Source organism: Amycolatopsis nalaikhensis (assembly GCF_030264295.1).
Taxonomy (GTDB): Bacteria; Actinomycetota; Actinomycetes; order Mycobacteriales; family Pseudonocardiaceae; genus Amycolatopsis; species Amycolatopsis nalaikhensis.
Genome location: NZ_CP127173.1, coordinates 4,302,378 through 4,326,217 on the forward strand (window position 1 = coordinate 4,302,378; position 23,840 = coordinate 4,326,217).

Below are 23,840 nucleotides of genomic sequence, written 5' to 3' on the forward strand. Positions count from 1 at the left end.
CAAAGCGCGTGACGCCCTCCGTAGGCTAATAAGGTATGAGCACCCCTGTGTTGACCGCGGTGGCCTGGCCCTACGCCAACGGCCCCCGCCACATCGGCCACGTGTCCGGATTCGGCGTCCCGTCCGACGTCTTCTCCCGCTACCAGCGAATGGCCGGCAACCGGGTGCTCATGGTGTCCGGCACCGACGAACACGGCACCCCGATCACCGTCCAGGCGGACAAGGAGAACTCGACCCCGCAGGAGACGGCGGACAAGTACACCCGCCAGATCGGCACCGACCTGCAGGGCCTCGGCCTCTCCTACGACCTGTTCACCCGGACCACGACCGGCAACCACGCCGAGGTGACGCAGCAGATCTTCCTCGCGCTGCACCGCAACGGCTACGTCGTGCCCAAGACGACCCGGGGCGCGATCAGCCCGTCCACCGGCCGCACGCTGCCCGACCGCTACGTCGAGGGCACCTGCCCGATCTGCGGGTACGACGGCGCGCGCGGCGACCAGTGCGACAACTGCGGCAACCAGCTCGACGCCGCGGAGCTGATCAACCCGCGGTCGCGGATCAACGGCGAGACGCCGAAGTTCGTCGAGACCGAGCACTACTTCCTGGACCTCCCGGCGTTCACCAAGACCCTGGGTGACTGGCTGGGCACCAAGACCGACTGGCGCCCGAACGTCCTGAACTTCACCAAGAACCTGATCGACGACATGCGGCCCCGGCCGATCACGCGCGACCTCGACTGGGGCGTCAAGATCCCCCTCGACGGCTGGCGCGACCAGCCGCTGAAGCGGTTCTACGTCTGGTTCGACGCGGTGATCGGGTACTTCTCGGCCAGCGTCGAGTGGGCCCGCCGCTCCGGCAACCCGGACGCGTGGCAGGAGTGGTGGAACAACGCCGACGCGCGGTCCTACTACTTCATGGGCAAGGACAACATCACCTTCCACGCCCAGATCTGGCCTGCCCTACTGTTCGGGCACAACGGCGAGGGCGACAAGGGCGGCGAGCCGGGCAAGTACGGGAAGCTGCACCTGCCGGACGAGATCGTCTCCAGCGAGTTCCTCACCATGAGCGGCTCGAAGTTCTCGACCTCGCGCGGGCGCGTCATCTACGTCGAGGACTTCCTGCGCGACTTCGGCCCGGACACGCTGCGGTACTTCATCACCGTCGCCGGCCCGGAGACCCAGGACACCGACTTCACCTGGGACGAGTTCGTCCGCCGGACCAACTTCGAGCTGGCCAACGAGTGGGGCAACCTGGTCAACCGGTCCATCTCGATGGCGCACAAGAACGTCGGCGCCATCCCGCGCCCGGAGGCCCCGACAGCGGCCGACGAAGAGCTGAAGGCGTTGTCGCGCAAGGCGTTCGACACCGCGGGCGCGCACCTGGCCCGGTCCCGGTTCAAGCTGGCGGCGAGCGAGGCGATGAAGGTCGTCACCGCGGCGAACAAGTACATCTCCGACCAGGAGCCGTGGAAGCTCAAGGACGACCCGGCGCGTCGTGACACCGTGCTGCACACCGCGCTGCAGGTGGTCAGCGACGCCAACACGCTGCTGACGCCGTTCCTGCCGCACTCGGCGCAGAAGGTGCACGAGGCCCTCGGCGGCACCGGCGTCTGGGCCGCCCAGCCGGAGCTCAAGGAGGTCGACGACCTCGACATCGCCGGCCGGGTCAACCCGATCCTGACCGGTGACTACGCGGCCGAGCAGGCGAAGTGGGAGTCGAAGCCGATCGAGGTCGGGCGGCCGCTGTCCAAGCCGTCGCCGCTGTTCACCAAGCTCGACCCGGCGCTGGGCGAGACCGGTCCGGAGTGGGCGCCGATCATCAAGGAGTAAGAGGTACGCATGGGTGACGAGAAGCGCGAACTGCCGCCGGTCCCGGACCGGCTCCCGGTGGCGGTGGTGGACGCGCACACCCACCTCGACGCGTGCGGCGCGGTCACCGCGGCCGATGTCACGGCCATGGTCGACCGCGCCGAGCGCGCCGGCGTCGCCCGCGTCGTCACGGTCGCCGACGACCTCGCCGCCGCCCGCTGGGCCGCCGAGGCGGCGACCTGGGACCCCCGGGTGTTCGCCGCGGTCGCGATCCACCCGACCCGGACCAAGGAGTTCGGCGAGGCCGAGAAGTCCGAAGTGGAGCGCCTGGCCGGACAGGACCGCGTGGTCGCGGTCGGCGAGACCGGCCTCGACTACTACTGGGACTACTCGCCGCACGACGCCCAGCAGGAGGCGTTCCGCTGGCACATCGACCTCGCCAAGCGGCTGGACAAGCCGCTGATGATCCACGACCGCGAGGCCCACGACGACGTGTTGCGCATCCTGGCCGAAGAGGGTGCGCCGAATGCCGTAATTTTCCATTGTTTTTCCGGCGGCGCGGAAATGGCCCGCAAGTGCGTCGACGCGGGATACGTCCTTTCCTTCGCGGGAACGGTGACGTTCAAGAACGCGAAGGGCCTCCACGAGGCGGCGCGGCTCTGCCCGGCCGGGCAGTACCTCGTCGAGACCGACGCGCCGTTTCTGACCCCCCACCCGTTCCGTGGGCGGCCGAACGAGCCGTTCGGCGCCGCGTACACCGTCCGTCACCTCGCGGCGCTCAGGGGCGAAGCCGTCCACGAAGTCGCCGAATCGGTCCGGACCACTGCCGAGCGCGTGTACCGACTCCCCAGTGTCACAACGGGTTGAACGCATTGCGACATCAGGGTTCCCGGCTCGTCCACCTGATGGAGTGACCCAGATCACGACACTCCGGGGGGTGTTTGCGCAACCCGCCGCGACCCGTTACTGTCCCGTGATCGTGCCGCTCGGTACTGCGCACTGCAGTTGCCGATCGTCACGCCCAGTCGTAGAGACGGCGCCCCCGACCGTCGTCTCGTGAAAGGGAACGATCCCCGGTGACAGGTAGCAGACAGGCTGGAGCGCGCTCCGCGGCCGTACTCGATCGCGAATTCGAGCACACCGCATACGGCCAGCTGGACTTCTCCGACGACCCGAACATCACGCAGCAGGACATCCTCGCCGCGCTCGGCCCCGACGCCGACGCGATGATGGCCGAGATCGACGTCGACGTCGACGAACTGATCCGCCTCATCAACGCCGAGACGACCTACCTCCCGCCGCTGGTCATCCCGACCGTGGCCGAGGAGGACCGGACGGCTTCCCCGCAGGCGCGCCGCGCCGCGCTGGACGAAGGCCTCCGCGAGACCACCAAGATCTGGAAGCGCCGGTTCCTCAAGGGCGCCGTCCTCAGCGTGATGATCAGCGTCGCCGGCGGCGGCGCGGCCGCGCTGGCGATGAACAAGAGCATCACCGTCGACGTCGACGGCCAGCAGCAGACCGTGCACACGTTCGGCGACACCGTCGGCGAGGTGCTCGAGGACGCGGGCCTGTCCGTCGGCGCGCACGACTCGCTCTCGCCCTCCCCGCAGGCCGAGGTCGGCGACGGCGGCGTCATCAAGCTCGAGCGCGGCCGCCAGCTGAAGATGATCGTCGACGGCTCGGAGCACACCTCCTGGGTCCGCGCGACGCACCTGGGCGACGCCCTGTCCCAGCTCGGCATGGCCGGCGTGGACAAGCCCGGCACGTGGATGTCGATGCCGAAGGACGGCGAGCTGCCCCTGGAGGGCGCCACCGTCGAGATCAAGACCCTGAAAAACATCACGCTGTACGACGGCGCCAACGCACCGAAGAAGGTGCAGACGACGGCGGTCACCACGAAGGAGTTCCTGGGCGAGTACAAGCTCACCCTGGGCCCGGAGGACCAGGCCGAGGGTGGTCTGGACGTCAAGCTGACCGACGGCGCCGAGGTGCACATCAGTCGCACCGGCGTCTCGACGGTCGTCCAGAAGGAGACCATCGACCCGCCCGAGCAGCGCGTCGACGACCCGGACCTGGAAAAGGGCAAGACCAGCGTCGAGGACCCCGGCACGCCCGGCGAGAAGATGGTGACCTACAAGGTCACGCAGAAGAACGGCAAAGAGGTCTCGCGGGAGAGCATCTCCGAGCAGATCATCACGCCGGCCAAGCCGAAGATCATCCACGTCGGCACGAAGAAGCCGGCGGACCCGCCGATCGGCGACGCGTCCGCGTGGGACCGCATCGCGCAGTGCGAGTCGGGCGGCAACTGGTCGATCAACAGCGGCAACGGCTACTACGGCGGCCTCCAGTTCGACAAGCGCACGTGGGACGCCTACGGCGGCGACGCGTACGCGGCCTACCCGAACCAGGCGAGCAAGGCCCAGCAGATCGCGATCGCCGAGAAGGTCCGCGACGCGCGTGGCGGCTACAGCGCCTGGCCGGTTTGCGGCAAGAAGGCCTGACGTTTTCCGAAGCGGCCCTCACCTCGACGAGGTGGGGGCCGCTTCGCGTGTGTGGTCGCCCTGTCGTGAGTGTTTAGGGCGGTTCTAACCGCCCTAAACACTCACGACAGCTTGCACCGAGCGGGGCTGGGCGGAGCACGCTGGGTAAGCTCGTCCGGTGGTTGAACTGCTGGGCCCTGCCGAGATCCGCGGGCTGGCGGCCGAGCTCGACGTGCGGCCGACCAAGAAGCTCGGGCAGAACTTCGTGCACGACCCGAACACCGTGCGGCGGATCGTCGAGCTGGCCGGGGTCGGGCCGGACGACGTCGTCCTCGAGGTCGGGCCCGGGCTCGGGTCGCTGACCCTCGGCCTGCTCGCCACCGGTGCCCGCGTGGTCGCCGTCGAAATCGACCCCAAGCTCGCCGATCGTCTGCCGAAGACCGTCGCCGAGCGGGGGCCCGAGGCCGCGGACCGGCTCACCGTCGTCGGGGCCGACGCGCTGCGCGTCGCCAACGCCGATCTGCCCGGCTCGCCGACCTCGCTCGTCGCCAACCTGCCCTACAACGTCGCCGTGCCGGTTGTGCTGCACCTGCTCGCCGAGGTGCCGTCCCTGAAGTCCGGGTTGGTCATGGTGCAGACCGAGGTCGCCGACCGGATGGCGGCCGGCCCCGGCAGCCGGATCTACGGCGTGCCCAGCGTCAAGCTCGCCTACTACGGCCCGGCGCGGAAGGTCGCGCCGGTGCCGCGCTCGGTGTTCTGGCCGGTGCCGAACGTCGACTCCGCGCTCGTCGCCTTCGAACGCGGCGACGCTCCGGCGTCCGATGACCGCGACCGGCTCTTCAAGCTCGTCGACGCCGCCTTCTCACAACGCAGGAAGACTCTCCGCGCCGCGCTCGCGGGCTGGGCCGGCTCGGCCGAACGCGCCGGTGAGCTGCTGACCGCCGCCGGGATCGATCCGAAGACCCGTGGTGAGCAGCTCGACGTCCACGACTTCGCCCGGATCGCCGCCGCGGGATGAATCCACAGTGGAAGGGGGTGAAAATACGCCCTCTTCCCGGGTGATCCCGCCATTCGGACACCTCCACTCGTGTGATCTGGGCCAACGAGCTTGCTTTCGGTCCGCGGGATCGGTCAGACTCAGTACGTCCATCCCGAGCGACTGAGAGACCTGGCTCGCCGAAGTCGCAGCAACCACCCTCCACAGGGCAGGTGCTACCGCCAGGACCGATGGAGGCCGTTTTCGATGAAGAGGGTAGCCCGCCCCCTGCTGCTGACCAAGCGTCGTGTTGTCGACGAAGGCCGCCGCTCCGTGACCGCATGTCGTCGCTCCCGCTGAGCTGACGAGCCGGTCCACCTCTTCTTCCTGCACCGTCCATTGAGGACGGATTTCGCTAGCGGCCGGGTGCTGCGCCGTGCGTGCACCCCGTTTTCTGGAGCCTTCGTGATCACCGTCGAAAACCTGTCCAAAACCTTTGCCCTCAACGGAAATCCGGTCGTCGCCCTGCGCGACGTGAGTGTCGACGTCCAGGCCGGCTCGCTGTTCGGCGTGGTCGGTCCCGCCGGGTCCGGCAAGTCCGTCCTCGCCCGCTGCATCGCGCTGCAGGAGCGGCCCGACCGCGGTGTCGTCCGGCTCGACGGCCTCAACACCGGCACCCTCGACGGCCGCCGCCTCCGCGAGATCCGCCGTCAGCTCGGTGTCGTTTCGACGAAACCGGAGCTGATCGCCGAGCGCACGATCGCCGGCAACATCGCGTCCCCGCTGGAGCAGCTCGGCGTCGACGGCCCGCAGCGCCGCAGCCGCGTCGGTTCCCTGCTCGACCTCGTCGGCCTGACGCAGCGCGCCGCGCAGCGGCCCGGCGAACTGTCCGCCGGTCAGCTCCGCCGCGTCGCGGTCGCCAAGGCGCTGGCCGCTGCCCCCGCGGTGCTGCTCGCCGACGACCCGACCGCCGGGATCGACCCGGAGGAGGCCGGCGCGGTGCTGACCGTGCTCGACCGCGCCCGCTCCGAGCTGGGCACCACGGTCGTCGTCACGACGCCGGACGCCGGCGTGGTCCGCCGGGTCTGCGACGACATCGCGGTGCTCGAGGACGGCACGGTCGTCGAGCGCGGCACGGTGCTCGACCTGATCTCCGACCCGGCCAGCCGCACCGCGCAGGCGCTGCTGCCCGCCATCGAGACCACCCGCGCCCAGACCGCCCGCTACGACCGCTCGGCCGACGTCGTGCTGGTCGGCTTCGCGTCGGTCGGCGCGCTGCTGCCCGAGGCCGCGGGCCGCTTCGACGTCGAGTTCGCCACCATCGGCGGCGGCCTGACCCGGATCGGCGACACCCCGGTCGGCCGGTTCCGCCTCGGCGTCCGCGGCGAGCGCGCCGACGCGGCCCTGGCGTGGGTCGCCGAGCGCGGCGGTCACGTCACGCACACCGCGCGTGGCCCGCAGGGCGTCGCGGCCTGACCCGGACCCAAGCGCCCCAAGGCGGCCTTGGTTGCGTCTGACGCACCGAAGGCCGCCTTGGTTGCGTCAGACGCACCGAAGGCCACATTGAGGTTTTCTCAGTAGTGGGTGCGCGTGCCTTGAGATGTGGGCGTGGGGCCCCTGGTAGGACTGGATTTGCGAAGATCAAGTCCGAGGTTCCAGAGGCCCCACGTGATCGATTATGGTGCCACGCTCGATGTGGCGCGCGAGCTGGTCTGGTTCGTCTCCGATGTGTTGCGCACCGAACGCCGGCGTCGTGGCACACGCCGGGGCCGGCGGGCCCTGACCCCGTACCGGCAGGCGGTGCTGGTGCTGCGGTGGTTCCGCGACGCCACCCCGATCCACCGCCTGGCCACCGACCACCGGATCAGCGTGGCTACCGCCTATCGCTACCTGCACGAAGCGATCACCGCCCTGGCCGCCCACGCCCCGGACCTGCACCAGGTCCTGCGCGAACGCCGCGCCGCCGGCGACACCCACGTCATCCTCGACGGCACGCTGATCCCCTGTGACCGGGTCGCGGCGACCACGATCAAAACCAAAGGCCGCAATCGGGGGGCCACGGTGCATCTGTGGTACTCCGGCAAGCACCGCGCCTTCGGCGGCAACATCCAGTTCCTGGCCACCCCCGACGGGTTCCCGCTGTGGGTCTCGGCGGTGCTGCCCGGCTCCCGCAACGACCTCTCCGCCGCCCGCGACCTGGACATCGTCGGCGCCCTGACCGCCGCCGCCGGGCAGGGCCTGCCGACCCTGGCCGACAAGGCCTACCACTCAGCCGGTATCGGCATCCACACCCCGATCAAGAAAGCCGCAGGTCAACCACCTTTAGGCCCTCGTCAGCGGGTCTACAACCTGCTGCAATCACGAGCACGAGCCCTCGGCGAACGCGCCATCGCCCTGCTCAAAACCCGCTGGCGCGCACTCCACCACATCAGCCTCTGCCCCCACCGCATCGGCCACATCGTCCAAGCAGCACTCGTCCTCACCCACCACGAACACCACGGACGCTACTGAGAAAACCTCATTGGGGCGTTTTCGCGGGCACGTAGGCTGGTCGGGTGCTCGCCGTAGTTCCGCCCCCAGTCACCGTCCGGGTCCCGGCCAAGGTCAACCTGCACCTCGCGGTCGACGACCTCCGCGAAGACGGTTACCACGAGCTGGTCACCGTGTTCCAGGCGCTGTCGCTGACCGACGAGGTGACCGTCGCGGTCACCGAAGAGCCCGGCCTGGAGATCTACGGCGAGGGCGAGGGCTCGGTGCCCGCCGACGGCACCAACCTGGCCTGGCGCGCGGTCGAAGCCCTGGCCGCGCACGTCGGCCGCACGGGGGAGCCGAAGGTCCGGATCGTGCTGCGCAAGGGCATCCCGGTCGCGGGCGGCATGGCGGGCGGCAGCGCCGACGCGGCGGCGACGCTGGTCGGGCTCGCGTCGCTGTGGAACCTCGACATCACCCGCGACGAGCTGGCCGAGATCGCCGCCGGCCTGGGCAGCGACGTCCCGTTCGCCCTTTACGGCGGCACCGCGCTGGGCACCGGGCGGGGCGAACAGCTCGTCCCGGTGCTGTCGCGGCACACCTTCCACTGGGTGCTGGCCTTCGACCAGCGCGGCCTGTCGACGCCGAAGGTGTTCGGCGAGCTCGACCGGCTGCGCGCGGAGGGCAACCCGCCGCGCATCGGCTCGCACACGCCGGTGGCCGAGGCGCTGGCCTCGGGTGACCCGCGGCAGCTGGCGCTCCTGCTGGGCAACGACCTCCAGGCGGCGGCGGTCTCGCTGCGGCCGGGGCTGCGCCGGACGCTGCGGGCCGGCGTCAACGCGGGCGCGCTCGCGGGCACGGTCTCCGGCTCCGGCCCGACGTGTGCGTTCCTCTGCGAAGACGCGCAGTCCGCGGTGGAGGTCGCCGCGGAGCTCTCGGGCGCGGGTGTGTGCCGGACGGTCCGGGTCGCGCACGGCCCGGTCCCCGGTGCGAGGGTGGTCGGCGGCGACGACGCGCCGCGCCCGGCACCGCCGCGGGTGCACGCATGAAGAAGGCGGAGTTCGCGTTCCCGGGGCCGTTGCGGGACAAGCTGGTCGCGGCCATCCTGCGCGGCGAGAAGACGTCGACCACCGGCCTGGTCGCCGAATACGAGAAGTACGGCGAAGAGCTGCCCCGCGTCGGCGAGCGCGAGCTGATGATCGACTCGGCCGGCGAAGGGCTCGCGGTGCTCGAAACCACCGAGGTGCGCGTCATCCCGTTGTCCGAAGTGGACCTGCAGCACGCGCTCGACGAGGGCGAGGGCTTCACGAGCGTCGCCGAATGGCGCGCCGACCACACGGACTACTGGCAGAGCGCCGAAATGCGCGCGGCCATGGAAGATCCGGAATTCACCGTGGACGACACGACGATGGTCGTGGCGACGCGGTTCGTGATCGTGGAAAGGATCGGCTGAGCGGATGCCCAACCTGGTCAACCTGGAGGCGGTGAGCAAGTCCTACGGGGTGAAGCCGCTCCTGGACGGCGTGTCGCTGGGGGTCGCGGCCGGGCAGCGCATCGGCGTCGTCGGCCTCAACGGCGGTGGCAAGACCACCCTGCTGGAAGTCCTTTCCGGACTGTCCGAACCGGACTCCGGCCGGGTGAGCCACGTGCGCGACCTGCGGATGGCGGTGGTCACCCAGCGCACGGAGCTGCCGGACGGCAGCACGGTCGGCGACGTCGTGCTCGAACGCTACGGGGCCGAGCACGAGTGGGCGGCCGACGCCCGCGTCCGGTCCATTGTGGACGGATTGGGGATCACCGCGATCGGGCTGGAGACGCCGACCGCGAACCTCTCCGGCGGCGAGCGGCGCCGGGTTTCCCTGGCCGCCGCGCTGACCGGCGAGCTCGACCTGGTCGTGCTCGACGAGCCGACCAACCACCTGGACGTCGAAGGTGTCCGCTGGCTCGCCGACCACCTGCTGGCGCGCAAGATCGCGGTCGTGGTCGTGACCCACGACCGGTGGTTCCTCGACACCGTCGCGACGCTGACGTGGGAGGTCGCGAACGGCCGCGTCGAGCAGTACGAAGGCGGTTACGCCGACTGGATCTTCGCCCGTGCGGAACGCGCGCGGCTGGCCGCGACGGCCGAGGAGAAGCGGCAGAACCTGGCCCGCAAGGAGCTGGCGTGGCTGCGCCGCGGCCCGCAGGCGCGGTCGTCGAAGCCGCGTTACCGCGTCGAGGCGGCCGAGGCGCTGATCGCCGACGTCCCGCCGCCGCGTGACTCCGTCGAGCTGCAGGCCTTCGCCAAGCGACGGCTCGGCAAGACCGTCCTGGAGCTGGAGGACACCACCTACCAGGTGGGCGACCGGAAGCTGCTCGACCACGTCACCTGGCGGATCGGCCCGGGCGACCGGATCGGCCTGGTCGGGGTGAACGGCTCCGGCAAGACGTCGCTGCTGAAGCTGCTCGGCGGTGACGTCGAGGCGTCGACCGGCCGCCGGATCGAGGGCAAGACGGTCGCGCTCGCGCACCTGCGCCAGGAGCTCGACGACCTGCCCGGCGACCTGCGCGTGCTGCAGGCGATCGAGCAGGTGGCCGGGCGCGTGGTGTTCGGCAAGCAGGAGATGACGGCGTCGCAGCTGGGCGAAAAGCTGGGCTTCCCGGCGGCCCGCCAGTGGACGCCGGTCGCGGACCTCTCCGGCGGCGAGCGGCGCCGGCTGCAGCTGTGCCGGCTGCTGATGGCCGAGCCGAACGTGCTGCTGCTCGACGAGCCGACGAACGACCTGGACATCGACACGCTGCAGCAGCTGGAGGACCTCCTCGACGGCTGGCCGGGCACGATGGTCGTCGTCTCGCACGACCGCTACCTGGTGGAGCGCGTGTGCGACACGATCGTCGCGCTCTTCGGCGACGGCCGGATCACGCACCTGCCGGGCGGCATCGAGGAGTACCTGAACCGCCGCGCGGCGGCCGCTCCGGTTTCGGGTGCGGCGCCTTCGGCGGCGAAGGTCGAGGCGAAGAAGTCGGCGGCGGACCTGCGGGCGGCCCAGAAGGAGCTGGGGCGGCTGGAGCGCAAGCTCGACCAGCTGCACGCCAAGGAGGAGAAGCTCCACGCGTCCCTGCTGGAGGCGGCGACGGACCCGGCGAAGCTGATGGAGCTCAACGCCGAGCTGAAGGGCGTCCAGGGCGAGATCGAGGACGTCGAAGCGCGCTGGCTGGAGACGTCCGAACTGCTGGAGTGAGTCAGCAGGCGGGTGGCTGCCGGACCGGCCGCTCGTAGTCGTACAGCTTGAGGTAGATGCTCGGCGCGTACCCGAGGTCGTGGCCGTTGACGGCGATCTTCAGCCAGGTCTTCGTGGTCTGCGCCCGGTTCCCGCCGATGAGGCCGGTGTCGGTGAACTCCCGGTCGGTGACCTGCGCGCAGGTGACCTCCACCCACGTCTTCGACCGGACCGTCGAGGTGACCTTGGCGCTCGCGCTCGGCTGCTCGAACACCGACATCAGCTCGGCGGCCAGCCCGACGTCGACCTGGGCCGTCTTCGGTCCCGGCGGCACCGGCGTCCCGACGGTGACGGTCGTGGTGGGGCCGGTGTCGAACACCGACTCCGGCAGGTTCGTCGCCGAATAGAGCCCGAGCGCCCCGACGACGAGCCCGGCCAGCGCGAGCGCGGCGACCGCGACGACGGCCAGCTTCCACCGCCGCAGCTGGGCGCGCAGCGGAACCAGCGCGGTCTCGACGGCGACCTCCGGCCGCGCGAGCGCGCCCAGCCGGGCGTTTTCGGCGGCTCGCGCGAACCTCGTCGCCCAGTTGCCCGCCTCGGCGTCGGTCAGGTCCATCGCCTGCAGGACGTCCTGGAGCAGGGACATGTCCGGCACGCGCTCGCCGCGCAGCAGCGTGGAGAGCGTGGTCTTGCTCCAGCCGGAGGTCTTCGCCAGCTTGTCGAGCGAAAGGCCGCGGCGCTGCCGCTCGGCGTTGAGCGCGGCCGCGGTCATGCGCAGCAGTTCGCGTTCGTCCCCTTCGACGGGCGTGGCCAGGCCGGTCCGGCGTTCCTCGTCGGCGGCCGACCAGAGCCGCCCGACCTGGTCCGGGTCGCCACCGGTGGCCCGGGCGACGGCGAGCGCGATCGCCAGCGACGGCAACGCCTTCCCGCTCGTCGCGCGCGAAAGCGTCGAGGGGGAGACGTTGAGGTCGTGCCCGAGGGACCGCAACGACCGGCCGCTCCCGTCGACCAGCCGCTTCAGCTCGCGGGTCAGCGCTTCCTCGGCCTCACCCGGCGAGACGCTTTCGCGCGCCGTGGTTTCGTCGGTCGTCACGGCTGGACAACGTCCGGGGCGGGTCCGGTGTTACGGCGTCGGCTGGTGAGTGTCGCGGTGATTTGGGCGAGCGAGCCCACGAACGCGACGACGGCGTCCGGCGAGTGACCGGCGAGCAGGAGTGCCGCCGCGAAGCCGAACACGAGCAGGACGATCCGGTCGGCGGGGACGAAGCACAGAGCCGAGAGGCGGCGGCGGACGGGCGGGAACACGGACATGAGGACCTCCCCGGTTTCGCGCCGGCTCCGCGGCCGGCGTCGTGCTGCGATCGTGCGGGCCGGATGCGGGCGCCGGGAAGGCGGAAGCCGTTGCGACTTCGTCCGCGCCCGCTGTTGCGGGACCGCCGGACGCGCGCGCAACGGCCGGAAAAGGCGCAACGGTGGCGCAGGTCAGGGCTGTGAACAGCGGCGGCGGGGCGCGCAACGCCGTGGAACGCACCCGGGTGCCGAGTTGGCACGCGGACGTTGACACCCAGACAGTAATGTCTCCGCCATGAGCAGGTTCGTGGACACGCTTGTCGCCACCGCGACGGGGCGGGGTCAGCAGCGGGGCATGGTCACCGGGGAGCCGAAGGAGCCGGTCCGGCGGACCTGGGCCGAGGTGCACGAGGAAGCCCGGCGGATCGCCGGCGGGCTGGTCGCGGGCGGGTTCGAGCGCGGGGGTGCCGTGGCGGTGCTCGCCGCCGCGCCGGTGCTGATCGCGCCGACCGTGCAGGCCGTCTGGCTCGCCGGGGGCAGCGTCACCATGCTGCACCAGCCGACCCCGCGCACCGACCTCGCCGAGTGGGCCGAGGACACCGTGCGCGTGCTCGGGATGATCGGCTCGGACCTCGTGCTGCTGGGCGAGCCGTTCGACCAGCTCGCCCCGGTGCTGGAGCAGAAGGGCATCGGCTTCAAGCTCATCACCGACCTCGCCGCCGCGTCGCCGCTCGAGAGCGTCGTCGAGACCGACGAGGGCGACACCGCGCTGCTGCAGCTGACGAGCGGCTCGACCGCCGACCCCAAGGCCGTGCGGATCACCTACGGGAACCTGTACTCCAACGTCAAGGCCATGGTCGACCGCGCGGAGTTCGACTTCGACGTCGACGTCATGGTGTCCTGGCTGCCGACGTTCCACGACATGGGCATGGTCGGGTTCCTGACCGTGCCGATGACCTTCGGCGTCGAGCTCGTCAAGATCACGCCGGTCGAGTTCCTTTCGGGTCCGTTGATCTGGCCGGAGCTGATCACCAAGTACGGCGGCACGACGACGGCGGCGCCGAACTTCGCGTACGCGATCGTCGGGCGCCGGATGGCTCGCGTCGACGACGACAACGCCTACGACCTCTCGAAGCTGCGCATCGCGCTGAACGGCGCCGAGCCCATCGACGAGACCGCCGTCCAGACCTTCGTGGACGCCGGGGCCCGGTTCAAGATGCCCGCCGAATGCGTGTTCCCGGCCTACGGCATGGCCGAAGCGACGCTCGCGGTGTCGTTCGCGCCGCTGTTCACCGGGCTCACGCTCGATGTCGTCGAGGCCGACGCGCTGGAGGCCGACAACCGCGCGGTTCCGGTGCCGGAAGGCGACCCGCGGCGCGGGACCGACAGCGTCCGGTCGTTCGCGCTGCTCGGCCGTCCGCTCGACGGGCTCGAGGCGGAGATCGTCAACGAGTCGGGTTCGCGTCTGGGCGAGCGCGAGGTCGGCGAGATCCGGCTGCGCGGCGAGGCCGTGACGCCCGGCTACCTGACCATGGAAGGCCCGGTCGGTACGCAGGACGCCGAGGGCTGGCTGAACACCGGCGACCTCGGCTACCTGGTCGACGGGCAGATCGTCATCTGCGGCCGCCGCAAGGACGTCATCATCATGGGCGGCCGCAACCTGTACCCGACGGACATCGAGCGCGCGGCGACGTCGGTCGAGGGAGTCCGGGCGGGCAACGCGGTGGCGGTCCGGCTCGACGCGGGCAGCCGCCGCGAGCGGTTCGCGGTGGTCGTCGAGTCGAAGCTGGCGGGCGACGCCGAGGCCGAGAAGAACCTGATGAAGCAGGTCTCGGCCCGGGTCCGCGACGCGGTCGACATGCGGCCGTACGCGGTGGTGGTGCTCCCGGCGGGCAGCCTGCCGAAGACCCCATCAGGCAAGGTCAAGCGCGCGGCGACGGCACAGCAGTTCGCGGACAAGATCACCCGCAACGCCGACGCCTGACGCGTCACTTTCCCTATGAAAGTGCACGGCCCGGAGGGCGGCACTTTCATAGGGAAAGTTCCGCTTTAGCGCTGCTGGAGGCGCTCGGCTCGGAGAGTGGGTGGGGTGGCTCGGTCGGCGGTGGCTTCGTCGGGGGTGCGGGCGCCCGGGAGGTCCGGGGCGTGGCCCGTGCGGGCCGCGAGCTGGTCTTCGACCTTGTCCAGGAAGTCGTCGACTTCGCGTTCGTCGTAGCCGCGCTTGCCGATCAGCGGCTTCGAGAACACCACGTGGTGCACTTCGGCGGCGGTCAGGTCGTCCTCCTCGGCGATCGTCTTGGCGATACGCCGGACGAACTCGTCGACCTCGTGCTTCGCGTAGCCACGGCGGCCGATCGGGGCGTTACCGAAGGTGACCTCGGCGAGGTCTTCGGCGGTGAACGACATGGAACTCTCCGATTCCGGGATTGAGCGGTGCGAACTCCCGTACACCGTCCTAACCCGTGAACAGGCTCCCCCGGAAGGGGCAGCCCGGAAGCTCACCCCGAAGGGCGGTCCCGCGGCCGCCATCGAGTGAGAAGACGCTACCCAGCGCGTTGTGGCCGGGTTCACAGCGTGGTCAGCGGCCGAACCACTTCCGGCGGCCCGGCGGCGGCTGCTCCTCGACCACCGGCCGGGGGTTGCGCAGCTCGACGAGCGCCGCCTCGGCCTCGTCGAGGAACAGGTCGACCTGGGCCTGGTCGTAGCTGCGCATGCCGATCGGCATGATGGTGAACTCGACGTAGTGGATGTCGTCGGGGGTGAGGATGTTCCGCCCCGCGAGCGCCTCGGCGATCAGGTCGAGGAAGGCGTCGACCTCGTCCTCGTTGTAGCCGCGACGGCCGAACCGGGGCTTGCCGAACGCGATCGCCCGGACTTCGTCGGGGGTCATGGGGTCACCTTGCCACCGGGGTCAGCCCGCATGGAAGGCGTTCTGCGCGGCCGCGAGACCGGTGCCGACCAGCGCCTCGGTCGCGTCCGCGCACCGGTCCACCTCGAACGGGAAGCTCCTTGCGCTCGACCGTCGAGAAGTCCTTCAGCACGAAGTCCGCCGGGTCCTGGCGGCCGGGCGGGCGGCCGATGCCGAACCGCACCCGGTAGTAGTCGCGGGTACCGAGCGACTTCGTGATCGAGCGGAGCCCGTTGTGGCCGTTGTCGCCGCCGCCGAACTTGAGCTTCAGGGCGCCGAAGTCGACGTCCAGCTCGTCGTGCACCACGACGACCCCGGACGGCGGCACCTTGTAGAACCGGGCCGCGCCGACGACGGGCCCGCCCGAGAGGTTCATGTACGACCGCGGCTTCACCAGCACGACGCGGCGGCCGGCCAGGCGGCCTTCGAGCACTTCGCCGCCGGTCTTGTGCGCCTTGAACTTGCCGCCGATGCGGGCGGCGAGCTCGTCCAGCACCATGAAACCGACGTTGTGCCGGTTTCCGGCGTACTGGGGCCCGGGATTGCCGAGGCCGGCGAGCAGGATCAGCTCGCCGGCCCCGGGCAGGTCTTCGGTCATGCGGAAAGGTTATTCGGCGGCTTCGGCCGACTCTTCGCCCGCCTCGGCGGCCTCGTCGTCGGCCTCTTCACGCTGCGGCTCGTTGACGGCCACGACCAGCGACTCGGGGTCGGTGACCAGGGTCGCGCCCTTGGGCAGCTCGACCTGGCCGGCGAGGATCTGGGTGCCGACCTCGAGGCCCTCGATCGAGACCTCGAACTGCTCCGGGATGTGCAGCGCCTCGACCTCGACCTGGAGGGTGTCGACGTCCTGGTTGACCAGGCCGCCGGGGCCGGGGGTGCCGGAGACGACGACCGGGACGTCGACGACGATCTTCTCGCCGCGCTTCACGACCAGCAGGTCGACGTGCTCGATGTAGTTCTTCAGCGGGTGCACGACGATCGTCTTCGTCAGCGCGAGCTCGTCGGAGCCCTCGATGGCGAGGGTGATGACGGCGTTCGAGCCGTTCTCGCGGACGACGCGGGCGAACTCGATGGCCGGCAGCGCGAAGTGCCGCGGGTCCGAGCCGTGGCCGTACAGAACGGCGGGGATCTTGCCGGCGCGACGCGTGCGGCGCGCGGCGCCCTTGCCGAACTCGGTGCGCGGCTCGACGGACAGACGTACCTCGGACACGGTGTGGCACTCCTTCAAATCAAGACAGCAGGCGGCGGGGGAAAGCCGGTCTTTGTTTTGCTCAGGCGGTTGCGTTCGGCGGCGAGTTTCCGGGCGTGCACGACGACGGGGGCTACTCGAGCCGCCGCGTCGATCACGCCGGGCACCCTGGACGGGCCCCGCCTCGCCGAGACAACCTCAAGAGTGTAAACCAACCTCATCACGGTGGGTTGCGGCGGGTGCCCGCCCCAGGCTAGAACCCTCCTGGACCCCGGTACGTGACGACACAATTCCGGTGGCGAGACTTCACCGGCCGAGGTGTGCTCGGCGTAGCGGGAGAGCAGGGGGCGCAGATGCGGGCTCGACGGGGCGTGGCGGCGGCGGTGCTGCTGCTGGGCGGGCTGCTCGCGGGCTGCCAGGTGGCGGTGCCCGGCACCGCCGGCGTGTCCGCCGCCGACCAGCAGACCGCCGACCGGCGCGCCGAGCAGCGCGCCGCGGTCGACGCGGCCCTCGACGCGCTGGGCAAGGCCCCCGCGCTGGCGCTGAAGTCCACGGTCAAGGACGCCTCCGGCAACCCGGCCGAGCAGCAGTTCCGGGTCACCCGCGGTGGCACCGCCGTCGGCGCGCTGCCGCTCGAAGGCCGCGTCGTCCAGGTGACGGCCGCGGGCGGCGGGTTCTACCTGCGGGCCGACGCCGACTACTGGAAGGCCCACGCGATCGACGAGGGCACCCAGTTCGGCACCAGCTGGGTGCGTTCGCTCGGCTCCGAGCTGCCGTTCGACCCGGCGGCCCGGTTCGCGCCCGCCGCGCTCGCCGACGCGCTCCGCAAGGCGCTACCCGGGCTGGACCGGCTGAGCGAGCCGGTGAAGGCCAAGCTCCCGGACGGCACCGAGGTCTACCAGCTCGGCGGCGCACCGAGCGTCCTGCGCGTCACGGCGGCCAAGCCGCACCGAGTCGTCAGCTTCGCCCCGGTGCTGCTCGACCCGCAGGCCGGGCCGAAGTATGGCGCCGAGTTCCGCGTCGACGCGCTTTCCGGCGACGCGCTGAAGGCGTTCCACACCGACGTCGACGCCGCGGTCGGCGGGCTCGGCCAGCCGTTCGAGGGCCTGGTGCAGGCCAGTGCCGTGGTCACGAACGACAGCCTCGACTGCAAGGACTTCGTCGGCTCGTGCACGACGACGGTCGACGTCTCGACCAGCGTCGTCGGCTCACCGGCGTCGGGGGAGAAGAGCGTCGTGCACATCAACCTCTCGGTCGAGGTCAGCGCCGAGTCGCTCGGCGCGCAGACGTGCACGACGGCGGCCGACGCGGAGCCGTACGCGACGGTGAAGATGTCCTGCACGGTCAAGTTCAAGCTGCCCAACCGCACGGCCAGCTACCAGGTGCTGTCCAAGCCGAACGCGACCGCGGAGGTCCGCGCGGCCATCGACGTCAACGCCGTGAAGCAGAAGGTCGCCACGGAGTTCGCGGGCCTGGGCGGCTGACCTGGACACCTACCCGGGGGTGCGTTGCTTCCGTTGAAGTAGGTGATCTTCCGTTCTTAGCATCGGCTGCGAACAGCCGGAGCGAACGGAGAAGAGTCATGGCCAAGCTGGTGGTTTTCGGGGCGACGGGGTACGCGGGCGGCAAGATCGCCGCGGAGGCGTTGCGGCGCGGGCACGAGGTCGTCGGCGTCGCGCGCCACCCCGGTTCGGTGCCCGAGGGCGCCGACGCGGTCCAGGGTTCCCTGCACGACGAGGAGTTCGTCGCCCAGGTCGCCAAGGACGCGGACGTCATCGTGGTCGCCACCCCGGCCCGCGCGATCGACGGCAAGAAGCTGATCGACGCGGTCCCCGCGCTGGCCAGGATCGCGCGCGAGAACGGCGTCCGGCTGTCCTTTGTGGGCGGTGCGTCGAGCCTGCTGGTCGCCGAGGGCGGGCCGCGGCTGTTCGACACCCCGGAGTTCCCGGCGGAGTACAAGGACGAGGCGGGCAGCCACGCCGCGGTGCTCGACCTGCTGCGCGAGCAGCCGGCGGACTTGGACTGGTTCTACGTCAGCCCGGCGGCCGAGTTCGGCGCGTGGGTCCCGGGCGAGCGCACGGGCGAGTTCCGCCTCGGCGGCGACATCCTGCTGACGGACGAGAACGGCAAATCGTTCATCGGCGGCGACGACTACGCGATCGCGTACGTCGACGAGATCGAGCAGCCGAAGCACCGCCGCGCCCGCTTCACCGTCGCTTACTGAAGTTCGTTGAGCACCGGGGCGAAGGTTTCGAAGAACGGCTCGAAGACCGTGATGTAGGTGAAGCCGTAGCGCTCGCCCCGGTTTTCGAGCTGCTCCGCGATCTCCTCGACGGTGCCCAGCAGGAGCTGCGGCGCGTCGAGGAGTTCGCGGGTGTCGGGGACGGCGCTGCGCTCGGTCTTCTCGTGCCACGCCTCAGCGGCCTTCGCACGATCTTCGGTGACCTGGACGTGCTGGACGAGCATGTTGTACTCGACGTCGCGGCCGGTCTTCGCGCGGAAGTACCGCACCCGCTCGTCCATGGCCTCGGCGTTGTCGAGCTTGAAGGTGCCCGGCGGTTTGCCCGGCTGCTGCCGGAGTCCGGCGAAGCCCACGATGTCGGCATGCTCGGCGGCCAGCGACAGGACGCCGTCGCTGTTGCCCGCGATGAGCAGCGGGGGCATGTCCAGGTCTTCGTCTTCGAAGTGTTTCCGCAGGTAGCCGACGCTTTCTTCGAGACAGGCGATCCGCTGCTCGGCGCCCTGCCACGGCAGCCCGGCGGCGTCGAACTCGCTCTTCATGTGCCCGGCGCCGAGGCCGAGGTCGAGACGCCCGTCGAGCAGCGCGGCCGTCGAAGAGGCTTCGCGGGCGAAGAGGGCGAGGTTGTAGAAGGGCACGTTGGAGACGAGGGTGCCGAGCCGCACCCGTTCCGTGACGGCGGCGGCCGTGGCGAGCACCGGGAAGGGCGCGAAGCGTCCGGTGCCGAGGTGGTCGGGCACGGTGATGGCGTCGTAGCCGAGCGCCTCGACCCGGCGGCACTTGGCGACCCAGGCGTCCCGGCTGCCGATTTCACGAAGGCTGACGCCGAACTTGAACTTCCCCATGCCGGGGACGCTAGCCCCGAAACCCGCACCGGCGACGGGATTTCGCGCCCGGCGGAAAGCACGGTGCCGCAACCGGTCGTGAGTGTTTAGGGCGGTTCTAACCGCCCTAAACACTCACGACGGGTACGGGACTCAGGCGTTGCCGTCGAAGAGGGACGTGACCGAGCCGTCCTCGAAGACCTGCTGGATGGCCTCCGCCAGCATCGGGGCGATCGACAGCACCGTCAGACCCGGGAAGCGCTTCTCCTCCGGGATCGGCAGCGAGTTCGTCACGATGACCTCGCGCGCCTTGCACGCCGAGAGCCGCTGGGTCGCCGGGTCCGACAGGATTCCGTGCGTCGTCGCGATGACCACGTCCGCCGCGCCCTCGTCGATCAGCGCTTCCGTCGCCTTCACGATCGTGCCGCCCGTGTCGATCATGTCGTCGATCAGGACGCACAGCTTGCCCTCGACCTTGCCGACCACGCGGTTGGCCACCGCCTGGTTGGGCTTGTCCGGGTCGCGCGTCTTGTGGATGAACGCGATCGGGCGGTCGCCCAGCTGGGCGGCCCACTTCTCGGCCAGCCGCACGCGGCCCGAGTCCGGCGAGACGACCGTGATGTCGGCGTCGCCGTAGGTGTCCTTGATGTGGTCGGCCAGCACCGTCTGGGCCATCAGGTGGTCGACCGGGCCGTCGAAGAAGCCCTGGATCTGCGCGGTGTGCAGGTCGACCGTCATGATCCGGTCGGCGCCCGCGGTCTTGAACAGGTCCGCGATCAGCCGGGCCGAGATCGGCTCGCGGCCCTTGTGCTTCTTGTCCTGGCGCGCGTACGGGTAGAACGGCATCACGACCGTGATCCGCTTCGCGCTCGCCCGCTTGAGCGCGTCCACCATGATCAGCTGCTCCATCACGTACTCGTTGATGGGCGTGGTGTGCGCCTGGATGACGAAGGCGTCGGTGCCGCGGACGGACTCCTCGAAGCGGACGAACAGCTCGCCGTTGGCGAACGTGTGCGCCGTCTGCGGGGTGATCGTCACGTTGAGGTGCTGGGCGACCTCTTCGGCGAGCTTCCCGGTGTGCGCGCCCGGAGAAGAGCATCAAGTTCTTCTTCGGCGTGCCTTGCTTCGGACTCATGCTGGCGACTCCCCGTCGTTCCCTGCTGCGGCTTCGGACACGGCGGTGGTGTCCTGCTTGGCGAGGGCGGCCTCGGCCGCCTCCGCCGCGGGCGTGCCCGGCCTGCGCCGGACCGCCCAGCCTTCGATGGTGCGCTGCGGCGGCGCGGACACCGCGAGTGCGCCCGGCGGGACGTCCTCCCGGATCACCGCGCCCGCTCCACTGTAAGCGCCGTCGCCGACGTGCACCGGGGCGACGAACGTGTTGTCCGCGCCCAACCGGACATACGACCCGATAACGGTCCGGTGCTTGTGGACGCCGTCGTAGTTCACGAACACGCTGGAGCAGCCGATGTTGCTGTGCTCGCCGATCGTGGCGTCGCCGACGTAGGTCAGGTGCGGCACCTTCGTGCCGGCGCCGATGTCGGCGGACTTCGTCTCGACGAACGCGCCGAGCTTGCCCTTCTCGCCCAGCTTCGTGCCCGGCCGCAGGTAGGTGAACGGGCCGACGTTGACGCCGTCGCCCAGCTCGGAGTCCGAACCGTGCACGCGCACCACGGAGGCGCGGGCGCCGATGGTCATGTTCGTCAGGGTGCTGTCGGGCCCGATCGTGGTGCCTTCGCCGACCGTTGTCGTGCCCTTGAGCTGCACGCCGGGCTCGATGACGACGTCACGCGACAGGGTCACGCCGGCGTCGATCCACGTCGAAGCCGGGTCGACGACCGTGACGCCTTCGCGCTGCCAGCGCTGCACGATCCGGCGGTTCAGCTCGGCGCCGAGCACCGACAGCTGGACGCGGTCGTTGACGCCCTCGGTGAGCCACGGGTCGTCGACGACCAGCGCGCCGACGTGCAGGCCGTCGCCGTTCGCGATGCCGAGCACGTCGGTCAGGTACAGCTCGCCCTGCGCGTTGTCGGTCGAGAGCCGCGAAAGGCCGTCGCGCAGCACGGCGGCGTCGAACGCGTACACGCCCGAGTTGATCTCGGTGATCTCGGCCTGCTCGGGGGTGGCGTCCTTGTGCTCGACGATCCCGGTGACCTTGCCCGCCGCGTCGCGCACGATCCGGCCGTAGCCGGTCGGGTCGGCGACCACCGCGGTCAGCACCGTGACGGCGTTCTTGGCTTCGGTGTGCTCGGCGAGCAGCGCGCCGAGGGTCGCGGTGTCGAGCAGGGGGACGTCGCCGTAGCTGACGAGCACGGTGCCGGTGAGGTCCGCGGGGAGGGTGGCGAGCGCGCAGGACACGGCGTGGCCGGTGCCCTTCTGCTGGTCCTGGACCGCGGTGCCGACGGCGCGCCCGAGCGCGGCGCCGACCTGGGCGAGGCGCTCGCCGACCAGTTCGCGGCCGTGGCCGACGACCACCACGAGGTGTTCGGGGTCCAGTCCGGCCGCGGCCCGGACGGCGTGCTCGACGAGGGGGCGCCCGGCGATCGGGTGCAGCACCTTCGCGGTCGCGGATCGCATGCGGGTGCCCTCACCCGCGGCGAGGATCAACGTGCTCAGCGGGCCGGTCAACGGCGCTCCCAACGGTTACCAGCAGGTGGCTTCTGTCGGGCTCCGATCCTAACTGTGCTCTTCGGCGTCCCACGCGGGGTCGGTCGGAGGGGCCTCGCTCGCCCACGCGGCGGCCGGGTCCGCGGCCATCGAGTTCGCCGACGCCACCTGGTTGCCGCCACCGCGTTTCGCCTGGTACATGGCCGCGTCCGCGCGCGCGAGGACCTGCTCGCCGCGTTCCTGCGGCCGCAGCGAGACCAGCCCGATCGAGAGCGTGACGCCGTGCGAGAGGTGGTGCGGCAGGCCTGCGACGGATTTCACTGCGCGGCCGAGCGCCATCTTCGCCGCGGACGCCGGCGTGCCGGGGAGCAGCACGATGAACTCGTCGCCGCCGTAGCGCGCCACCAGGTCGTCACCGCGCAGGGCGTCACGAAGCGTGCTCGCGACGACACGCAGGACGTTGTCGCCTTCGGCGTGTGACTGCTTGTCGTTGACGCCCTTGAAGCCGTCGAGGTCGACCAGCGCGACCGCCAGCGGCTGCGCGTCGGCCGAAGAAGCCAGCTGACGCAGCTTCTCGTCGAGCGCGCGGCGGTTCGGCAGGCCGGTGAGCGGGTCCTGCAGGGCCTGCTGGGTGATCGCGCCGTGCTCGGCCGACAGCCGCTCGTGCTCGCGACGCGCGTTCAGCGTGGCGATCTGCGACTCGCGCAGGCTCCACATCTCGGACTCGAGGCGGGTCGCGTAGTCGATCAGCGACTGGCTCGCGCCGGACGCGTAGTCCGGGCTGGTGTCGAGCCGGGCCAGCTCGCGGGCGATGTTGAGCCGCATCGACGGCTGCGAGGTGTCGTCCTGGATGGACTGGCGGGCGTCGCGCAGCACCTCGAGCGCCTCGTCGCGGCGGCCGTCCCGGTCCAGGCAGCGCGCCAGCGCGATCGCGACGATCTCCCGGTCGTGCCCGAAGGCGCGTTCGGTGTAGATGTTCTCGAGCCGCGCGATGTGCTCGGCGCCCGGCTCGTGCAGCGCCGGTGCCGCGGCCAGGACGCCGACCTGGTCGATCGCCGGCACGTTCGCCTTGCGCGGGAACAGCGACTCGGCGAACGGGCCCTCGGCGGCGGCGCCCATGGAGGCCGCGGTCCGGAACTTCTCCGCGCTCTCGTCGTACTCCTCGATGCGCTCCAGGCGCAGACCCCAGCCGAGCAGCATCTTGATGCGGTTCATCAGCTGCAGCGCGATGTCGTGCGGGCTCGCGCTCTCGCGGATCGCCGCGGCGGCCCGCCCGATCACCTCTTCGGCGGCCTCGTAGACGCCGAGCTGGTTGAGCACGAGCCAGCAGTCGATCAGGGTGGAGGACAGCAGCCGGTTCCAGTTGCGGACGCCGACCTGCCGGTCCGGGATGGTGGAGTCGTCCAGGATGGCCAGCGCCCTGGCGATCTCGGTGAGCGCGGCGTCCTCCTGCGCGGCGATGACCAGGCGGCGCCCGCGCAGGGCGTGCGCGTCGGCCCGCAGCAGGGCGATGCCGTGGCGCCGGGTGTGCGCGAGCATCTCGTCGAGCCGGGGCTCCGCCTCGGCGGCCAGGCCCTTGGTGATCAGCCGGGCCAGCGCGGACGCGCGCAGCAGCTGGGCCACGAGCAGGGGTTCACCGCGTCGCTGGGTCTCGTCGAGCAGCTCGTCCAGGCTCGCGACGATCTCGAGCTGCTGGGTGTACTCGGCCCGCTGGACCGCGGCGCTCAGCTCGCGCGCTCGTCCGACGAGCCAGGCGTCGGACATCTCGATCAGCGCGGGCCGCCTGGCCGCCACCGGGTCGGTCGCCTCTTCGGTCAGCGCCATCCTCCCGGTGTCGTGGGTCGGGTCGT

At 70.8% G+C, this 23,840-nt stretch carries 21 protein-coding genes, 2 pseudogenes and 1 riboswitch; of the genes and pseudogenes, 12 read left to right on the forward strand and 11 right to left on the reverse strand.

Annotation, left to right across the window (positions count from 1 at the left end; translation table 11 throughout):
* Window positions 1–35: 35 nt before the first annotated feature.
* From metG to QP939_RS21340, 9 genes are all read left to right on the forward strand, one after another.
* The gene (metG, locus tag QP939_RS21300) at window positions 36–1,832 is read left to right on the forward strand and encodes a methionine--tRNA ligase (protein WP_285458558.1); all 1,797 of its coding nucleotides are present in this window, start codon (window positions 36–38) and stop codon (window positions 1,830–1,832) included.
* Between the two features lie 9 nt (window positions 1,833–1,841).
* On the forward strand, window positions 1,842–2,678 hold the full coding sequence (locus QP939_RS21305) for a TatD family hydrolase (RefSeq protein ID WP_285458559.1): 837 nt from the start codon (window positions 1,842–1,844) through the stop codon (window positions 2,676–2,678).
* A gap of 209 nt (window positions 2,679–2,887) precedes the next feature.
* Window positions 2,888–4,312, forward strand: a complete 1,425-nt coding sequence (locus tag QP939_RS21310; protein ID WP_285458560.1) for a resuscitation-promoting factor — start codon at window positions 2,888–2,890, stop codon at window positions 4,310–4,312.
* Window positions 4,313–4,469: 157 nt separating this feature from the next.
* Window positions 4,470–5,309: a 16S rRNA (adenine(1518)-N(6)/adenine(1519)-N(6))-dimethyltransferase RsmA gene (gene rsmA / locus QP939_RS21315; RefSeq protein ID WP_285458561.1), complete on the forward strand. Its 840-nt coding sequence runs from the start codon at window positions 4,470–4,472 to the stop codon at window positions 5,307–5,309.
* Window positions 5,310–5,434: 125 nt separating this feature from the next.
* Window positions 5,435–5,525, forward strand: a riboswitch (SAM riboswitch).
* Window positions 5,526–5,732: 207 nt separating this feature from the next.
* Complete coding sequence (locus QP939_RS21320) at window positions 5,733–6,743, forward strand: methionine ABC transporter ATP-binding protein (protein ID WP_285458562.1); 1,011 nt, start codon at window positions 5,733–5,735, stop codon at window positions 6,741–6,743.
* 192 nt (window positions 6,744–6,935) lie between these two features.
* Window positions 6,936–7,778: a transposase family protein gene (locus QP939_RS21325; protein ID WP_285454372.1), complete on the forward strand. Its 843-nt coding sequence runs from the start codon at window positions 6,936–6,938 to the stop codon at window positions 7,776–7,778.
* 44 nt (window positions 7,779–7,822) lie between these two features.
* Window positions 7,823–8,785, forward strand: coding sequence for a 4-(cytidine 5'-diphospho)-2-C-methyl-D-erythritol kinase (locus QP939_RS21330; RefSeq protein ID WP_285458563.1), 963 nt, complete (start codon window positions 7,823–7,825; stop codon window positions 8,783–8,785).
* Window positions 8,782–9,189 carry an ASCH domain-containing protein gene (locus tag QP939_RS21335; RefSeq protein ID WP_285458564.1) on the forward strand — a complete coding sequence of 136 codons (408 nt, stop codon included), beginning with the start codon at window positions 8,782–8,784 and terminating at the stop codon, window positions 9,187–9,189. Before QP939_RS21330 ends, QP939_RS21335 begins: the two co-directional genes overlap by 4 nt.
* Window positions 9,190–9,193: 4 nt before the next feature.
* Window positions 9,194–10,957 (forward strand): ABC-F family ATP-binding cassette domain-containing protein, encoded by a 1,764-nt coding sequence (locus QP939_RS21340; RefSeq protein WP_285458565.1) that lies wholly within the window; start codon window positions 9,194–9,196, stop codon window positions 10,955–10,957.
* A gap of 1 nt (window position 10,958) precedes the next feature.
* Here the strand turns inward: QP939_RS21340 and QP939_RS21345 are convergent, their stop codons facing one another.
* Both QP939_RS21345 and QP939_RS21350 read right to left on the reverse strand, forming a co-directional pair.
* Window positions 10,959–12,029: a helix-turn-helix domain-containing protein gene (locus QP939_RS21345; RefSeq protein WP_285458566.1), complete on the reverse strand. Its 1,071-nt coding sequence runs from the start codon at window positions 12,027–12,029 to the stop codon at window positions 10,959–10,961.
* The gene (locus QP939_RS21350) at window positions 12,026–12,247 is read right to left on the reverse strand and encodes a hypothetical protein (RefSeq protein WP_285458567.1); all 222 of its coding nucleotides are present in this window, start codon (window positions 12,245–12,247) and stop codon (window positions 12,026–12,028) included. The genes QP939_RS21345 and QP939_RS21350 overlap by 4 nt, the downstream gene beginning before the upstream one ends.
* Window positions 12,248–12,521: 274 nt before the next feature.
* Here QP939_RS21350 and QP939_RS21355 point away from each other — a divergent pair, with 274 nt between their 5' ends.
* A complete protein-coding gene (locus tag QP939_RS21355) occupies window positions 12,522–14,210 on the forward strand; it encodes a fatty acyl-AMP ligase (protein WP_285458568.1) in 1,689 nt (562 codons plus the stop codon).
* A 65-nt stretch (window positions 14,211–14,275) separates the two neighbouring features.
* Here QP939_RS21355 and QP939_RS21360 read toward each other — a convergent pair whose 3' ends face one another.
* The 5 genes and pseudogenes from QP939_RS21360 to QP939_RS21380 form a co-directional block, all read right to left on the reverse strand.
* Entirely contained in the window at window positions 14,276–14,632 is a 357-nt protein-coding gene (locus tag QP939_RS21360) for a DivIVA domain-containing protein (RefSeq protein ID WP_285458569.1), read from the reverse strand.
* Window positions 14,633–14,804: 172 nt separating this feature from the next.
* On the reverse strand, window positions 14,805–15,116 hold the full coding sequence (locus QP939_RS21365) for a DivIVA domain-containing protein (protein ID WP_285458570.1): 312 nt from the start codon (window positions 15,114–15,116) through the stop codon (window positions 14,805–14,807).
* 21 nt (window positions 15,117–15,137) lie between these two features.
* Window positions 15,138–15,732: pseudogene (gene pth, locus QP939_RS21370) on the reverse strand (aminoacyl-tRNA hydrolase).
* A 9-nt stretch (window positions 15,733–15,741) separates the two neighbouring features.
* Window positions 15,742–16,344 (reverse strand): 50S ribosomal protein L25/general stress protein Ctc, encoded by a 603-nt coding sequence (locus tag QP939_RS21375; RefSeq protein ID WP_285458571.1) that lies wholly within the window; start codon window positions 16,342–16,344, stop codon window positions 15,742–15,744.
* Between the two features lie 14 nt (window positions 16,345–16,358).
* The gene (locus QP939_RS21380; protein ID WP_285458572.1) at window positions 16,359–16,481 is read right to left on the reverse strand and encodes a hypothetical protein; all 123 of its coding nucleotides are present in this window, start codon (window positions 16,479–16,481) and stop codon (window positions 16,359–16,361) included.
* A 195-nt stretch (window positions 16,482–16,676) separates the two neighbouring features.
* Between QP939_RS21380 and QP939_RS21385 the strand changes: the two genes are divergently transcribed.
* Window positions 16,677–17,807: a hypothetical protein gene (locus QP939_RS21385; protein WP_285458573.1), complete on the forward strand. Its 1,131-nt coding sequence runs from the start codon at window positions 16,677–16,679 to the stop codon at window positions 17,805–17,807.
* A 98-nt stretch (window positions 17,808–17,905) separates the two neighbouring features.
* Window positions 17,906–18,547, forward strand: coding sequence for an NAD(P)-dependent oxidoreductase (locus QP939_RS21390; protein WP_285458574.1), 642 nt, complete (start codon window positions 17,906–17,908; stop codon window positions 18,545–18,547).
* Here QP939_RS21390 and QP939_RS21395 read toward each other — a convergent pair.
* The 4 genes and pseudogenes from QP939_RS21395 to QP939_RS21410 form a co-directional block, all read right to left on the reverse strand.
* Entirely contained in the window at window positions 18,541–19,407 is an 867-nt protein-coding gene (locus QP939_RS21395) for a TIGR03621 family F420-dependent LLM class oxidoreductase (RefSeq protein ID WP_285458575.1), read from the reverse strand. The two genes, QP939_RS21390 and QP939_RS21395, sit on opposite strands and share 7 nt — an antisense overlap.
* A gap of 132 nt (window positions 19,408–19,539) precedes the next feature.
* Window positions 19,540–20,521, reverse strand: a pseudogene (locus tag QP939_RS21400) (ribose-phosphate diphosphokinase).
* Window positions 20,518–22,011 (reverse strand): bifunctional UDP-N-acetylglucosamine diphosphorylase/glucosamine-1-phosphate N-acetyltransferase GlmU, encoded by a 1,494-nt coding sequence (glmU, locus tag QP939_RS21405; RefSeq protein WP_285458576.1) that lies wholly within the window; start codon window positions 22,009–22,011, stop codon window positions 20,518–20,520. The pseudogene QP939_RS21400 and the gene glmU overlap by 4 nt, the downstream one beginning before the upstream one ends.
* 48 nt (window positions 22,012–22,059) lie before the next feature.
* Window positions 22,060–23,814 carry a GGDEF domain-containing protein gene (locus tag QP939_RS21410; RefSeq protein ID WP_285458577.1) on the reverse strand — a complete coding sequence of 585 codons (1,755 nt, stop codon included), beginning with the start codon at window positions 23,812–23,814 and terminating at the stop codon, window positions 22,060–22,062.
* Window positions 23,815–23,840 lie beyond the last annotated feature (26 nt).

Bases quoted from the DNA above. Each gene is read 5' to 3' on its own strand.
- metG (WP_285458558.1), top strand. From the start codon at position 36: ATGAGCACCCCTGTGTTGACCGCGGTGGCCTGGCCCTACGCCAACGGC.
- QP939_RS21305 (WP_285458559.1), top strand. From the start codon at position 1,842: ATGGGTGACGAGAAGCGCGAACTGCCGCCGGTCCCGGACCGGCTCCCG.
- QP939_RS21335 (WP_285458564.1), top strand. From the start codon at position 8,782: ATGAAGAAGGCGGAGTTCGCGTTCCCGGGGCCGTTGCGGGACAAGCTG.
- QP939_RS21340 (WP_285458565.1), top strand. From the start codon at position 9,194: ATGCCCAACCTGGTCAACCTGGAGGCGGTGAGCAAGTCCTACGGGGTG.
- QP939_RS21350 (WP_285458567.1), bottom strand. From the start codon at position 12,247: ATGTCCGTGTTCCCGCCCGTCCGCCGCCGCCTCTCGGCTCTGTGCTTC.
- QP939_RS21355 (WP_285458568.1), top strand. From the start codon at position 12,522: ATGAGCAGGTTCGTGGACACGCTTGTCGCCACCGCGACGGGGCGGGGT.
- QP939_RS21360 (WP_285458569.1), bottom strand. From the start codon at position 14,632: ATGTCGTTCACCGCCGAAGACCTCGCCGAGGTCACCTTCGGTAACGCC.
- QP939_RS21365 (WP_285458570.1), bottom strand. From the start codon at position 15,116: ATGACCCCCGACGAAGTCCGGGCGATCGCGTTCGGCAAGCCCCGGTTC.
- QP939_RS21385 (WP_285458573.1), top strand. From the start codon at position 16,677: ATGCGGGCTCGACGGGGCGTGGCGGCGGCGGTGCTGCTGCTGGGCGGG.
- QP939_RS21390 (WP_285458574.1), top strand. From the start codon at position 17,906: ATGGCCAAGCTGGTGGTTTTCGGGGCGACGGGGTACGCGGGCGGCAAG.
- QP939_RS21395 (WP_285458575.1), bottom strand. From the start codon at position 19,407: ATGGGGAAGTTCAAGTTCGGCGTCAGCCTTCGTGAAATCGGCAGCCGG.
- QP939_RS21410 (WP_285458577.1), bottom strand. From the start codon at position 23,814: ATGGCGCTGACCGAAGAGGCGACCGACCCGGTGGCGGCCAGGCGGCCC.